This window comes from Romboutsia faecis, from assembly GCF_014323405.1.
In the GTDB taxonomy this organism is placed as follows: domain Bacteria; phylum Bacillota; class Clostridia; order Peptostreptococcales; family Peptostreptococcaceae; genus Romboutsia_E; species Romboutsia_E faecis.
This window is the reverse complement of record NZ_JACRWE010000013.1, coordinates 1-15,404: the sequence shown is the minus strand read 5'-3', so window position 1 is coordinate 15,404 and position 15,404 is coordinate 1. Positions and strand designations below refer to the sequence as shown.

Annotated in this window: 15 protein-coding genes, 2 rRNA genes and 1 riboswitch; all 17 genes read right to left on the bottom strand. The window is 29.5% G+C overall.

Annotated elements, in window-relative coordinates:
* Position 1 precedes the first annotated feature (1 nt).
* Positions 2 to 562 carry a decarboxylating cobalt-precorrin-6B (C(15))-methyltransferase gene (locus H8923_RS16095; protein WP_153972922.1) on the bottom strand — a complete coding sequence of 187 codons (561 nt, stop codon included), beginning with the start codon at positions 560 to 562 and terminating at the stop codon, positions 2 to 4.
* Positions 552 to 1,160 carry a cobalt-precorrin-7 (C(5))-methyltransferase gene (locus tag H8923_RS16090; RefSeq protein ID WP_153972923.1) on the bottom strand — a complete coding sequence of 203 codons (609 nt, stop codon included), beginning with the start codon at positions 1,158 to 1,160 and terminating at the stop codon, positions 552 to 554. Before H8923_RS16090 ends, H8923_RS16095 begins: the two co-directional genes overlap by 11 nt.
* Positions 1,154 to 2,305: a cobalt-precorrin-5B (C(1))-methyltransferase CbiD gene (gene cbiD / locus H8923_RS16085; RefSeq protein ID WP_153972924.1), complete on the bottom strand. Its 1,152-nt coding sequence runs from the start codon at positions 2,303 to 2,305 to the stop codon at positions 1,154 to 1,156. The genes H8923_RS16090 and cbiD overlap by 7 nt, the downstream gene beginning before the upstream one ends.
* A gap of 9 nt (positions 2,306 to 2,314) precedes the next feature.
* Positions 2,315 to 2,947 (bottom strand): cobalt-precorrin-8 methylmutase, encoded by a 633-nt coding sequence (locus H8923_RS16080; RefSeq protein WP_153972925.1) that lies wholly within the window; start codon positions 2,945 to 2,947, stop codon positions 2,315 to 2,317.
* On the bottom strand, positions 2,923 to 3,822 hold the full coding sequence (locus H8923_RS16075) for a GHMP family kinase ATP-binding protein (protein WP_153972926.1): 900 nt from the start codon (positions 3,820 to 3,822) through the stop codon (positions 2,923 to 2,925). The genes H8923_RS16080 and H8923_RS16075 overlap by 25 nt, the downstream gene beginning before the upstream one ends.
* Position 3,823: 1 nt before the next feature.
* Positions 3,824 to 4,894: a pyridoxal phosphate-dependent aminotransferase gene (locus H8923_RS16070; protein ID WP_153972927.1), complete on the bottom strand. Its 1,071-nt coding sequence runs from the start codon at positions 4,892 to 4,894 to the stop codon at positions 3,824 to 3,826.
* Positions 4,895 to 4,899: 5 nt separating this feature from the next.
* Positions 4,900 to 5,850, bottom strand: coding sequence for an adenosylcobinamide-phosphate synthase CbiB (gene cbiB, locus H8923_RS16065; RefSeq protein ID WP_153972928.1), 951 nt, complete (start codon positions 5,848 to 5,850; stop codon positions 4,900 to 4,902).
* 1 nt (position 5,851) lies between these two features.
* Positions 5,852 to 7,216 (bottom strand): cobyrinate a,c-diamide synthase, encoded by a 1,365-nt coding sequence (locus tag H8923_RS16060; RefSeq protein WP_153972929.1) that lies wholly within the window; start codon positions 7,214 to 7,216, stop codon positions 5,852 to 5,854.
* A gap of 27 nt (positions 7,217 to 7,243) precedes the next feature.
* Positions 7,244 to 8,761 (bottom strand): cobyric acid synthase, encoded by a 1,518-nt coding sequence (locus H8923_RS16055; RefSeq protein WP_153972930.1) that lies wholly within the window; start codon positions 8,759 to 8,761, stop codon positions 7,244 to 7,246.
* Between the two features lie 144 nt (positions 8,762 to 8,905).
* Positions 8,906 to 9,090, bottom strand: a riboswitch (cobalamin riboswitch).
* Positions 9,088 to 9,696 (bottom strand): histidine phosphatase family protein, encoded by a 609-nt coding sequence (locus tag H8923_RS16050; RefSeq protein WP_153972931.1) that lies wholly within the window; start codon positions 9,694 to 9,696, stop codon positions 9,088 to 9,090. It overlaps the preceding riboswitch by 3 nt.
* Positions 9,697 to 9,715: 19 nt before the next feature.
* Positions 9,716 to 10,489, bottom strand: coding sequence for an adenosylcobinamide-GDP ribazoletransferase (cobS, locus tag H8923_RS16045; RefSeq protein ID WP_153972932.1), 774 nt, complete (start codon positions 10,487 to 10,489; stop codon positions 9,716 to 9,718).
* A gap of 2 nt (positions 10,490 to 10,491) precedes the next feature.
* Entirely contained in the window at positions 10,492 to 11,052 is a 561-nt protein-coding gene (gene cobU, locus H8923_RS16040; protein ID WP_153972933.1) for a bifunctional adenosylcobinamide kinase/adenosylcobinamide-phosphate guanylyltransferase, read from the bottom strand.
* 21 nt (positions 11,053 to 11,073) lie between these two features.
* Positions 11,074 to 12,141 (bottom strand): nicotinate-nucleotide--dimethylbenzimidazole phosphoribosyltransferase, encoded by a 1,068-nt coding sequence (cobT, locus tag H8923_RS16035; RefSeq protein WP_153972934.1) that lies wholly within the window; start codon positions 12,139 to 12,141, stop codon positions 11,074 to 11,076.
* Positions 12,142 to 12,365: 224 nt separating this feature from the next.
* Positions 12,366 to 13,661, bottom strand: a complete 1,296-nt coding sequence (gene hemL, locus H8923_RS16030; protein ID WP_153972935.1) for a glutamate-1-semialdehyde 2,1-aminomutase — start codon at positions 13,659 to 13,661, stop codon at positions 12,366 to 12,368.
* 18 nt (positions 13,662 to 13,679) lie between these two features.
* Complete coding sequence (hemA, locus tag H8923_RS16025) at positions 13,680 to 14,915, bottom strand: glutamyl-tRNA reductase (protein ID WP_153972936.1); 1,236 nt, start codon at positions 14,913 to 14,915, stop codon at positions 13,680 to 13,682.
* 170 nt (positions 14,916 to 15,085) lie between these two features.
* Positions 15,086 to 15,202 (bottom strand): 5S ribosomal RNA (gene rrf, locus H8923_RS16020).
* Between the two features lie 83 nt (positions 15,203 to 15,285).
* Positions 15,286 to 15,404 (bottom strand): 23S ribosomal RNA (locus tag H8923_RS16015); the annotation flags it as partial.

The window sequence follows — 15,404 nt, the reverse complement described above, 5'->3', positions numbered from 1 at the left end:
CTTACTCTACTCCTTTTTCACAAGATATTATGTAAATTGGGTTTAAAGGTTTGAAATACTCTCCTCTTCCCAGCTTTTCTAACTTAGATACATTTAGCACAGATACATCTATGTTCGTAAATCCATACTCTCTTAACAAGTTTAATGTTTGATTAAAAGTATCTACTATTATGAAGTTAGTAACTAGCCTTCCACCTTCTATCAACAGATTTTTCGACCATATTATTATTTCTTTAAGGTTGTTGCCAGTACCTCCTAAAAATATTGCGTCTACCTTTTTATTTATTTCGACGGGTGCATATCCTTTTATTACTTCTACATTCTTTAAATTAAATTTCTCGACATTTTTATTTATTAATTCTAGAGCATCATCATTACGTTCTATTGCTGTAACCTCTAAGTTTGGATAATGATATGCCGCTTCAACAGTTACACTACCTGTTCCTGCACCTACATCTATAAATCTTTTTGCATTTACTAAATCCAATTTATTTATAGATATTGCCCTTACTTCTTCTTTAGTAATTGGAACTTTTCCTGTTATAAACTCACTATTCCTCATCTAATATCACCACAACATTCATGTCAAATTTTTCTATCTTTAATATTTCTTCTGGACTTCCTATTGTAATTTGCTCATTATCGTAAGATAAATTTTCTCCAACTACAACAATTTTCTTTACTCCTCTTTTTATTATTTCATTACTTATTTCGTGAGGTCCTATTTTACTATCTGTAACCATACATACCTTCTTATGAGATAAGATATAATCAAAATCAGGAACCTTCCCATGACTACTAGTAATATATAAATCATTCATATCCACATATATTTTTGAGAATATATATTGTAGAGAGCTTATTCCTGATACTATATTTAAATTTTTATTATCAATATTCTTAGATAAATATCTTCCTACCCCATAAATAAATGGATCTCCAGATGCAATAACAGATATTTGTTTATGTGTGTTAGTATTTATGTATTCTAAGATTTCTTTTAAATTAGACGCCATTTCAATTTTCTCACCCCTAAAGTTCTTTATAGTTTCTAGATTTCTCTTTCCACCAATTAAAACTTCAGACTGCTCTATTAATTTTTCACCTAATTTAGTTATGTAATTTTCATTTCCTGGTCCTAGTCCAATTATATTTAGCATCTAAATACCTCCATCAAAGAATATGCGTTGTCTGATTTTCCTAATAAATTTTTATCCATTGAGAACATCATTACTTCTACATCTATATCCTCATCTAATAAATATTGGTCTATTTTATACTTACATTTATTGCTTATTAAGTCATAGAAAGCAGTGTATTCACTATCATTTATAACTTCTACTGCACCTTCAGCAGTGACACAAGCTTCTATTTTCTTTAGAAAATCCAATGGAGCACCCATCATAGCTAAGTTAGCAATTAGTATTTCACTTCTTGCATCAGCTACTTTGCTGTGTGTATTAAAAATTCCAGCTGATATTTTTATATACTTTCCTATATGACCTGCCATAAGAATTTTCTTATAACCAATTCGTTGAGCTTCCTTTAACATATACCCTATAAAGTTGCTAGTTCTCACTACATACTTCATATCTAATTTTAATTTATCTTTTATAAATTCTTCTCCGTGATTACCTGGAACTAAGATTATCTTGTCTAATCCTTGAGCTTTTTTCATTTCCATTTCTACTGATAAAGATTTTTTCCAACCTTCATCACTCATTGGCTCTACTATTCCACTTGTACCAAGAATAGAGATTCCACCTACTATCCCAAGCCTAGGATTAAAAGTTTTCTTGGCTATTTCTACACCTTCTGGAGCAAATATTGTTAATTTCAGAGACTTTTCTTTCCCTATATTTCTACTAAAATCTTCTCCTATTACTTTTCTAACCTCAGTATTTATCATCCTCATAGGAACTGGATTTATAGCGGGTCTTCCTACTTCTACGCTAAGACCTTTTCTAGTAACAATTCCTACACCTATTCCACCATCAACTATTATATCTTCATCATCACTTCTATTAACAAACTCTGCTTTTGCATAGATGTGCATCTTATGTGTAGCATCTATGTCGTCTCCTCCATCTTTTTCAATAGAACAAATTACATATTCTTCATCAAGCTCAATATTATGAACATTTAATGATAGTGGTATTCCTTTTGGTGTATCTATATTTACTTTTTTTATTTTATTTTTTGTAAGTAACATATGAGTTGCTGCTTTTGATGCAGCTGTTGCACATGAACCTGTAGTATATCCTCGTCTGTATTTTTTACCATCAATATATACATACTCTTCCATAGCATTTACCTACATAGAATATAAAATAGCATTTACTATAGCTGCAGCTAAGTTACTTCCACCTTTTCTTCCTTTTGAAATTATATATGGTATATCTGTTTTTTCTAATTCATCCTTAGACTCTGCAGCTCCTACAAATCCTACTGGAACTCCTACAACTGCATCTACATCAAGATCTCCTGAATTTTTCATTTCTATAACCTTGTATAAAGCTGTTGGAGCATTTCCAAGTACAAATAATTTTCTTCCTTTTGTATTAGCTGCTACTTCTACTGCTGCCATAGAACGAGTTATTCCTTTCTCTTTAGCAAGAGATGCTACTTCTTCGTCTGCAACTAAACATTTGTATTCACAGCCTAATTCTTCTAATTTTCTTTTATTAATTCCACTTAAGGCCATGTTTGTATCTGTGAATATTGTAGCTTTATTTTTTAGTGCATCTACTATAGAGTCTACTGCCTCATCAGATATTTTTAATATATCTAAGTATTCAAAGTCTGCTGTTGTATGTATTGCACGCTTTATAATTTTCTCTTCTACTTCATTTTTGAACTCATACCCTGGTCTAGTATCATCTATTATTCCTTGTATAATTTCAAAGCTTTTACTTTCTATCATCATAGGATTTTTAACGTATTCCATCGTGTACCTCCTCTAATTCCTCCATCAATTATGTCTGATGCGTATATCTTTTTATAATACTTATGTAAATTCTCATTTTTTATTAATTCTATTAATCTTCTTTCATCCATAGTTTGATCTAGTAAGATACCTAGTACAGTCCCGCTATGGGCAACATTCACTCCATAAGCTCCATAGTTTTTAGATATTTCTATAATCTCATTTAGACCTACTTTTTTATGTATATTTTCATTAGCTAAACTACTAATAGTACAGGCTTTTCCCACTAATTTTAAATCATTTTTCCTAATTCCATCTTCTAGTAGGTAAAAAGCTTCATTTATTAAATTCTGATTTTTTAACTTAATTTCCATATAATTTAGCTTATTTCTAATTCTTTTAGTATTTAGTGTTTTATTCGGCTCAAGTATTAAAACTTTAGCATCTTTTAAATTACCTAAATACTTTATTACTTCTCCACTTAAAGGATTAAATATATTTACATTTTCCATAAAAATCGAGTCAGTTGCTTCTATTCCTGCTGCTAATTTAGAAATTTGTTCACTATTCATTTCTTTGCCTATCAATGATAATGTAGCTTTTATTGTTGCACCTATATCAGCTGTGGAGCTTGCCATACCTTTACCTGTAGGTATTTGACTATTTATATTCAAAGAAATATTCTTACTTTCTTGAATTGGTATATTGAAATTTTCAAAAACCATCTCAATTGCTTTTCTCGATTTATGTGGTCCTAAAATTATATTTTCTAATTTTTCTTCCACAACAGCTGTTGAATACAAATCTATAGTATAAGAGCATAAATACTCTTCTTTATTCATAAAACCTTGAACAAATTCACCACAAGATGCTGGGCATATTCCATAAGATTTCATTTTAATCTCCTAAAACTTTCTTTATTTCTCTTAAGAAAATTTCATTTTCATTGTGAGATTTAATTGCGATTCTTATATAACTATTATCTAACCCTATAAAATTAGATGCATTTCTTATAAGTATGTCACTTTCTACAAATAACTTTTCTTTTATATCATTAGCTGTATCTTCATTTAATTTTATTAATATAAAATTTGTGTCAGTGTCATATACATCAATTGAACAGATTTTTCTTAATTCATTAAGCATATAGCTTCTTTCGTTTTTGTAGAATTCTTTGCTTTCTTTTATATATATGTCATTTTTAAATATGTAATTAGATAAGTTATCAGCAAATGAGTTTATCGTCCAAGGCTCTTTGTAGTGATATATTTTTTCTATTATATCTTTATTACTTGTGACTCCATATCCTAATCTAAGACCAGGCAGTCCAAAGAATTTAGTTACAGCTTTTAAAATAAATATATTTTCGTATTTATCTATATATTTAACTAAAGAATACTGCTCCTCATTTTCTACAAATTCCATAAAGGTTTCATCAATTATTAGCAACTTATTATTTTCTATGATAAGTTCTAATATTTTTTCTAAGTTCTTAACCTTTCCATTTGGATTATTTGGGTTGCATATAAATAAACTATCAAAATTATTAATATTTGCTTGTACTATATCTACATCTATTTCAAAGTTATTATTTTTATCTAAGTCTAAATGTAGTATTTCTAAGTTATTTAATTCTGCACCTCTTTTATATTCTGAGAAGGTTGGGTTAAATATTGCCAACCTCTTATTTATACTTTTCATTAGTAAATATATAATCTCAGTAGCTCCATTACCAGGTATTATAAATTTTGAATTTACTCCTATATAATCTGAGATATTTTTTCTCAAATTTGTATAGTTTATATCTGGATAACTAGTGCATTCCTTTAAACCTTCTAAAATATATTTTTCTAAGTTAGGTATCAATTTAGGATTTATATTTGAACTAAAATCTAATATATCCTTTGGATTTTTATTATGCTGACTAGCCATTATCTCAACATTAGCTCCATGACCTAAGTCTTTCATCTACATCACCTCACACATAATACATATATTAATGTAAATACTATCATTGAAGCTATCGATGTAGCATACATTATCCTGTTTGTTTTTACTATATCATCACTTTCTATTTCTCTATCTTTCTCTCCAATAGTTGGCTTATACACCTCTTGTCCAAAATATATATTAGTTCCACCTAATTGAATTCCTAATGCTCCTGCCACTGCACCTTCTGAAAATGCACAGTTAGGGCTTTTGTGATTTTTTCTATCTCTGATTGCTATCTTTACAGCATTTTTATAGTTATATCCTAACACTAGACTACCTATAGACATTAATAATACTGATATTCTTGCTGGTATATAGTTTGCAATATCATCTATTTTTGCAGATGCAAAACCTATATGTATATATTTTTCATTCTTATATCCAACAGTAGAATCTAATGTATTTACCGCTTTATATGCCATAGCAAGAGGTGCTCCTCCTATAAAAGCATAAAACATAGGTGCGATAATTCCATCTACAGTATTTTCAGAAACAGTTTCTACGGTAGCTCTTATTATTTCTTTCTCACTTAAATGTTCTGTATCTCTACCAACTATATAAGATAGTTGTATTCTAGATTGTTCTAAGTCTCCAGTTTTAAGTACCCTATATATTTTTACTGCCTCATCTTTTAAACACTTTGTTGCCAATGTTGTATATATAATAAATGCATTTACAAATACATATACATATGTATTAAAGCTACTAAGCTTAATTATTAGATAAGTAATTAAATAAGTTGGTATTACAGTGAAAAACCATAATACAAATCCACCTATCTTTAAACCCTTATCAGTATTTGCTACTTTCCTCACTTTCTTTTCTACATACCGTATAAGTTTTCCTATATATCTTACTGGATGTGGAAAAGAGTATGGGTCTCCTACAATCAAATCTGTTATATATCCAATATAAATAGATAATATATTCATACTACTTACTTCCTCTTATTAAAAAGTTTTCTATACATTGTAAGTTATTATAAAAATGTGTATGTAGATATGTAGCTAAAGTATTTCCTTTGCTATATCCACCTTCCCATTCATCAATAACCTTTCCTGCTCTTTCTTTTCTCATTATATAAGCACATGGTTCATTACTTTCAAATATAGAATGATGGAACTCATGACCTTTTATAATCTGATCTTTTCTTGATAAAACTGTATCTTCCTTTGCTTCTCCATAACAATAACCAAATCTTTTTAAAGAAGCTGTCATTTTGCTAGTACCTTTAAATATTCCTACCATTTCGTACTCTTTATTGTCTTTATCTAGTAGACGCTCTCCTAAGTACATCAATCCACCACATTCTGCATATATCGGAATATTATTTTTATGAGCTTTTTTTATTGAAAGCCTCATTGATTCATTTTTATCTAATTCTTCTCCAAATATTTCTGGGAAACCTCCTCCGATATAAATGTAATCAGCTACTGGAACTTCTTTATCTTCTATTGGACTAAAGTACTTTATTTCTAATCCTAGCTTATCTAATAATTCTACATTTTCTCTATAATAAAAATTAAAAGCTTTATCATATGCAATTGCTATTGATTTATTTTCTATTCTATTTTTATTTATAAAATTATCTAAATTAAAATTACTTTCTAGTTCTTGCATGTCTGATATTTCTAGTATTTTATCTATATCTATGTACTTCTCTATTTCATCTGCAAGATTATTAAATTTAGATTTTAAAGAATCTATTTCTACACTAGGTACTAGTCCTAAATGTCTTGATTCTAGTGAAAATTCACTATTTGGAGGAAAATAACCTAATACTTCAACCTTACAATATGTATTTATTGCTTGTTTAAGTATTTCATAGTGACTTTTAGATTTTACATTATTTAATATAACGCCTCCTATATTGACATCTTTATCTAACTCTTTATATCCAAGAACCATTGCTGCTGCAGATGCTGCCATTGCCTTAGCATTTATAACTAAAATTACTGGAGCTTTTAAAAGCTTTGACACATAAGAACTTGTACAGCTATTTAAGTCTATTCCAAGCCCATCATATAATCCCATAACACCTTCAACAACTGATATATCTGCATCCTTTGAAGCTTCATTTACTATATATTTAATCTTTTCATCATCTAGCATATATGAATCTAGGTTTCTCGAATATCTTCCTGTTATAAAAGTGTGATAAGATGGATCAATATAATCAGGACCTACCTTATAAGGTTGCACCTTCATGTTTCTTTTTGTAAGTGCTTGCATTATTCCCAGGGAAATTGTAGTTTTTCCTACACCGCTATTTGTTCCTGCAATTAATATTTTTTTCATATATCTCACCTAACTGTATTGTATTTTCTAATCATTCATAATTTCGTATATTTTATCTATATCTAAGTGTTCTCTTAAGAAATCTGCTAATTTGTCATATTCATTTTCCTTAAATTCTTTAAATGAACCTACCTTACTTTCTATACTTTCTAAGCCTTTACTTTGTCTTATATTATTTAGTAAAGCTCTAGTAAATTCTATTTCATCGAAAATTCCATGGATATATGTTCCAAATACATTTCCTTCATTGTTTACGCTACCTTCAGTATAATTAACTTCTTCACCTAACTTTTCAGTTATAGCATCTAAATTCCTTATATTATTACCTATGTTAGTAACCCCCATATGTATTTCATATCCACGTATTTCTTTTCCTGATAAGCATTCAAGGTATCCACTTAATCCTTCACATATAATTGCCTTTACTTGAGTAGTTGTTTTTTCTTCCTCAAATATAGTTTCTGTATCTAATAGGCCTATTCCATCATACTCTTCTACTTCACCTTCTACATGATAAGGGTCTTTTAACTTTTTACCTAACATCTGATACCCTCCACAGATACCAACTATTAACTTACCTTTTTTATGTAAAGATTTTATTTGATCTTCTAATCCATTTTCTCGAATAAATTTAAGGTCATCTATTGTACTTTTGCTTCCAGGTATAATTACTACATCTGGATTTCCTAAATATTCTCCATAATCAACATACCTTACACTTACATCTTCTTGAGTTTCAAATATATGAAAATCAGTAAAATTAGACATATGAGGAGTTCTTATTATTTCTATATGTACATCCTTTACTCCAATAACCTTTTTAAATCTTGTAGTTACACTGTCTTCGTCTTCTATTTTTATATCGTTATAAGGAAGTACTCCTAGTACAGGAACATTTATAATTTCTTCTAGCATCTTAATGCCATCTTCTAAAAGTTCTTTTCTTCCTCTAAACTTATTTATAATTACACCTTTAACTCTTTTTCTTTCTTCTTCATTTAATAAAAGCATTGTACCTGCTAAAGAAGCAAATACTCCACCTCTATCTATATCTCCAACTATTATTACTGGAGAATCTGCAATATCTGCCATTCCCATGTTCGAAATATCTCTTGCTTTTAAATTAATTTCAGCACAGCTTCCTGCACCTTCCATAACTGTAATGTCGTATTTACTATTTAATTCATCAAAAGTTTCTTTTAATACATCCATTAATTGAAGCTTATAGTCATGATATTCTACTGATGACATATTTCCTACAACCTTACCTCTGACTATAACTTGACTTTTATTATTTCCTGATGGTTTTAGCAGTATTGGGTTCATATCTGCTATTGGCTCTAAACCAGAAGCTTCTGCTTGAGAAACTTGAGCTCTTCCCATCTCTAGACCTTCCTTTGTTATAAAAGAATTTAAAGCCATATTTTGTGATTTAAATGGTACAACAGTAAATCCATCTTGTTTAAATATTCTACATAATCCTGTTACTATAGTACTTTTTCCAACATTTGAAGCCGTACCTTGTAGCATTATTTTTTTGCCCATTATCTCACTTCCTTTTTTCTTATAATTTAAAATAGGGTGGTAAGAAATTTAATTTTTATAATATTAAAAAAAGTCCGAATTTTTCAGTTTTCGGACTTTTTTATTTCATAATATATCAAATAAAAGCTTCACCCCGAAGACTCTATTATAAAATTAATATAGGCAGGTCTCCTGGCTTAACTTCACTCTAATCCTATACCTTCCCATCGTAATCGACAGTGGTTTATAATAGTTTCGTCTGTTTCACAGTAGCGGGGGCTGCAAAGGTATCTCACCTTTTTCCCTTTTAATCCTTGAGCTTATTAGGAACCTATTTAATCTTATATTCAATTTTTTAAAAAACTTGTGTTATTCATACTACTTACTACAGTGAATCCATTATCTACTTCTAAAATAGTAACTGAACAGTTATCTATCTTAAAGTTCCAATGATATTCATAAGAGTTTGATATTAGATAAGTAATGATATTTCTAATAGTTCCTCCATGAGAACAAATAAGAATCGTTTTGTTATCATTATCATCTATTATTTCTTTTATCTCTTTTGACACTCTGTTGTAAGAATCTATTAAACTTTCTCCATTTGGATATCTATATTCATATCCTTTATCTATCATTTTTTGAAATTCCTCTGGATATTTAACTTTAATTTCATTGAAATCAAGTCCTTCAAAATCCCCAAAGCTTATTTCTTTTAAACAATCTTTTTCTGTTATATCTATATTTCTTTGTTTTGCTATATACTCTACAGTATGCTTTGTCCTCGATGATGTGGTAGTATATATTTTGTCTATACTTTGAGATTGTAAAAATTCTGTAAGCTCTATAATCTGATTTTTACCTTCTTCACTTAACACACTATCTATATGACCTGATAATTTTTTACTTTTGTTGTCTTCTGTAATTGCATGTCTTACCAATATTAATTTTATCATAATATCTCCTTTTTTAAGGCTAAACTATAAATATTAATGATATGTATATATAAATTAAATATATAATTTCTGATAATTCTATGCTACAACCTAATATATCTCCAGTTATTCCATCTATTTTCTTATAAACATGATTTTTAAATATAACATTAAATAAGAAAACTACTGGTGTAGAAATTAGTACACTTATTAATACTGCATTTGTTGACGCGAATATAAATTTAGAAATTAATCCTATGATTACTAGTGAATACGATGTAGCAGTTAAAAACATTCCTAATGAACATTTTCCTATGAATAAGTTTCCTAATCCATTTTTTCTAGGTGTTACTGTTTTATAAGTTAAAACTAAAACACCAAGTCTTCCTAAAATAGGCATAAACATTACAAGCCATAATAGTCCTTTATTTATGATACTATATATAAATCCTATTTTAAATAATAATACAAACATTACTGCTAAAAGTGAATTTGTTCCTAATCTAGAATCTTTCATTATTTCTAACATTTTTTCTTTATCTCTGTAACTATATAATGCATCAAATGTATCTCCTAATCCATCTATATGAAGTCCTCCTGTAAGCACAACTGCACTTAAAGCAATTACCAATGAGGTTATAAATGGATCAAATATCATAAGGGATATTTTACCAATCAAAAATTCCAGTACCCCAATTACTAAACCTACTAACGGAAAATAAGATAAAGTTTTATGAAATTCTTCATCAAATCCAACATTTATATTTATGGGAATTCTAGTCATGAATTGTAATATTGAAATGAACCTTTTCATAACTATCCTTTTATCTTTATAGGTATACCACTTACAACAAAATGAACTTCATCACTTTTAGATGCAATAAGTTGGTTAGTCCTACCTACAATATCAGAGTATATTCTACTAAGTTTGTTTCCTGGAACAATTCCCATACCTAGTTCATTGGTAACAAATACAAAGTATAATTCTGTTGATTTTACTTCTTCTAATAATTTATTGATCTGATCTTTGATATATAGCTCTAGGTCATTTATCTCATCTGGTTTTGCATTATCTATATCAATATCATAAGTAAACATTAAGTTATTAACTAACAAAGTAACACAGTCTAATATAACTGTTTCATGATTATTGCTTATTTCTTTAATTATAGAATATATATCCTTATAAATTTCATAAGTCTTCCATTCTGAAGGTCTACTGTTTTGATGTTTCTTTACTCTATCTTTCATTTCATCATCAAAAGGTATTGATGTTGCTATATATGCTGTTTTATTATTTCTATCCTTACATAGTGATTCTGCAAAATTGCTTTTACCAGACCTTGCTCCACCAGTGACTAGAATAATTTTACTCATATTACTTCTCCTTATCAAGCTTTATCTCCCTAACATATCTATTTCATCATATGTTACCATATTTTTATATGTAAAGTTGCAAGCTTCTATTATATTAAATGCTAGTGCAGCTCCACTACCTTCACCTAATCTCATATCCATATTTAAAACTGGGCTTAATTTTATTATTTCTAGAGCCTTTTGAGTTCCAGGCTCTGCTGATAAGTGTGAACCTATCATATAATCTCTACTTGTTGGATTAATAGTATATGCAAGTAATGCTGCTGCATAAGATATGAATCCATCTATTACAACCGGTGTTTTATTAGCACTACATCCTAAAATTACACCTGCCATAGCTCCTATTTCAAATCCACCAACCTTAGCTAGTATATCTATGCCATCTTTTGGATTAGGTTTGTTTAGTTCTATTGCACTTCTTATTACGTCAACTTTATGCTTTAATCTTTCTTTTTTAAGACCTGCACCTATTCCTGTTATTTCTTTAGGATCACATCCACCTATTACAGATATTATTGCTGTACTTGGAGTAGTATTGCAAATTCCCATTTCGCCAATTCCTACAACAGTATATCCTTTTTGTATATAAGTTTCAGACATTTCTATTCCTATTTCTAAACACCTTACTGCTTCTTCTCTAGTCATAGCAGGACCCTTTGCCATATTTGAAGTACATTTTCTTATTTTATAATCTAAAACACCTTCCATTTTTTCATCAGTATTAATACCGACATCTACAGCAACTACATCTGCTCCAACAAACTTCGCTATAGTTCCAACGCCACATGTTCCATTTGCAAAGTTAGGAAATTGAAGTTTAGTTATCTCTTGTGGATCTGGGGCTACTCCTTCTTCATATACACCATGGTCAGCCCCAAAAGCTATAACTACTTTTTTGCCTGTATCAAAAAATTTACTTCTATAGATACCTGCTAATTGAGCACATATGTCCTCCATTTTACCTAAACTACCTTGAGGCTTTGCTTGTCTATCTAATCTATGTCTTGCTGCTTCTATAGAAGCTTCATCAAGTGGCTCTATATTATTTAAAGTTGTTTCTAACATTGATGTATTTTCTAATATATTCATCTTATTGTTCACTCCTTATATACTATTTTTCACAAAATTTAACCTAGCCGAAAGGCTAGGTTTTTAATAACTTTATTTTGCCTAGTCTGATTTCAACATAAGATGATATTTTTCTCATAAAATACTTTAACTTAAATAAATATTCTACATTTTTATCTTATATCCTCTTATATATCTATTAAAACTGGCCTAAAGTTCTATTTTATTTTGTATCTTTTAATCTCCTATAAGTTGTGTGCTGCCTTTAATGCTTCATAGTTAGCATTTATTGTATTCTCTATATCTTCATCTGTATGTGCATTTGATAAGAACATAGCTTCATATTGGCTAGGTCCAACAAGTATGCCTCTCCCTAATAATTCTTTGAAATATAAGTTGAACTTATCTATATCACATTTTTTAGCATCATCATAACTTTCAACAGGGCCTTTTGTAAAGAATAAACATACTAAAGAACCAGCTCTATTTACTGTATAATCTAAACCTAATTTTTCTAAGTTAGATTTTATACCCTCTTCTAACTTTATAGCTTTTCTCTCTAACTCAGTATAAATTTGAGGATTATCTCTTAATATCTCTAAATTCCTTTTACCCATATGCATTGCTAGTGGATTACCTGATAAAGTACCTGCTTGATATACAGGACCTACAGGAGATACAACATCCATTATTTCTTTCTTACCACCGTAAGCACCAACTGGAAGACCCGCTCCTATTATTTTTCCGAAGCAAACCATATCTGGATTTATTCCGAAGTATTTTGGCGAACTATTATAACTTATTCTGAATCCAGTTATTACTTCATCAAATATTAAAACAACTCCATATTCTGTACATAAATCTCTTAAAAGTTGAATAAATTCTTGTTTACCTTTAACTAATCCCATGTTTCCTGATATTGTTTCTACTATTACAGCCGCTATATCATTACCTTGCTCTCTAAAAATTCTTCTCACATCTTCTAAATCATTATATTTAGCTACTAAAGTATGTTTTACTACATCATCAGGCACACCTGGGCTTGTAGGCACTCCATATGTTAGAGTTCCAGAACCAGATTGAACCAACAATGCATCTGAATGTCCATGATAACATCCCTCAAACTTTAATATTTTATTCTTTCCTGTATATCCTCTAGCTACCCTTAAAGCACTCATTGTTGCCTCAGTTCCAGAGTTGACCATACGAACTTGATCTATTGCTGGATATGCATCAACTATTATCTTTGCCATTTCCACTTCTATTTCTGTAGGAACCCCAAAACTAGTTCCTCTTTTAATAACATCTTCTATACCTTCAGTTAATTCCTTAGGAGAATGACCTAACATAAGTGGCCCCCAGGAACAAATATAATCAATATATTCATTTCCATCTACATCATATATCTTACTTCCATGGGCATGATCTACAAATATAGGACTTAGTCCTACTGATTTAAATGCTCTAACAGGGCTATTGACTCCTCCAGGTATATATTTTACTGCTTCTTCATATACTTTGACTGATTTTTCATGCTTCATCTGCATATCCTCCTGAGATTAAATTTCAAATAATTCCTCTATTAATTTTATATATTCTTCCCTTTTTCCTTTGTCTTTTACTTGTTTCAAGTTAAGTATTGGTTCTCTGACAAGTCTTTTTAGTGCTGATCCAATCATTTTATCTATAATTCTTTGATCTTTAGAATCAAGATCAACTTTTCTAAAAATATAGTCTAAAGTATCTTGTCTTATCTCAAAACATTTTTCATTCAATGACTGAATAGTGGGATCTATATCTGCAACATCTAGCCATTCTATAAACTCCTCTACTTTAGAATGTATAGTTTGGCGTCCAATCATTGCTAGTTCATTTCTCTTACTATCATTTTCATCATGTATCTTCTTTAAATCATCTATATCATAAACCTCTATATTTTCAAATTCGTTAATTTTAGAATCTATATCTCTAGGCAAAGCAATATCCATCATAAATATTTTATGATCTAGTTTCGGAATTTCTTCAGCTTTTAATACTGTATGTGGTGATGCAGTTGCACTCACAACTATATCTACATTTTTAAGGGTTTCATACCTACTATTATAGTCTATTGGGATAACATTTCTAAAATCATCACCTATATCTTCATACTTTCCATGACTTCGATTAGCTAAATATATCGTATTTACTTTTTCTTCTTTTAAATGATTCATAGTTAGTTTACTCATTTTACCAAAACCAACTACTAGAGCATTTTTATTTTCTAAACTACCTAATTTATCTTTTAATAGCTTAATACCTATGTAACTTATTGATAATGGTTGCTGAGATATTTTGGTTGTACTCTTTATTTCTTTTGATGTTGTTACTGCTTCTCTAAATAGTTTATTAAAAACTTTTTTGCTGGCACCTAACTTCATAGAAAACTCATGTGCATCTTTTACTTGACCCAATATTTGGTCTTCACCTAATACTATTGAGTCTAATCCTGCAGTAACTTCAAAGAGATGATCTATAGCTTGCTTTCCTGATTTTGAAAACAAATATGGTTTTATATTTTTTTCATTAAAATATTCTTCATAAAAATCTTCTACAATTTTAATTCTATCCTCTATATTATTCGATCTAATATATATTTCACTTCTGTTACATGTAGATAATATCACAATTTCGCTAATATCTTTATCCAATAAGGAGTTTATAGCTTCTATCTTTCTAGTATCTGTAAATGACACCTTTTCTCTAACACTTATTGGAGCTAAATTATGGTTTACCCCTATAACTCCTATATCCATAGCAACCTCCATATGATTTCTTAATTTCTATCCCCATTTATAGTATACATTATATCAATTTCATTTGTAAATTTTAACATAATTTTATAATAAAAATAAAACTTAGTGTACTCGCTATAGTATTTTTATATTACAGCTAGTGTACTAAGTTTATATAATAAAAAAAGATTACGTGGCTACGTCTTACTCTCCCAGGAGGTTGCCCCCCAAGTACCATCAGCGCTAAAGAGCTTAACTTCTGTGTTCGGAATGGGAACAGGTGTATCCTCTTTGCTATAGTAACCACATAATCTTTCGATTAACTTATATTAAGTTATTCAGAGTTAATACTCTAAAAACTGCATATCATTTATGATTTAATCATTTAAGTTTGGTCAAGTCCTCGACCTATTAGTATCGGTAAGCTACATACATTACTGCACTTCCACCTCCGACCTATCAACCAGGTAGTCTTCCTGGGGTCTTACCCTTACGGTGGGAAATCTTATC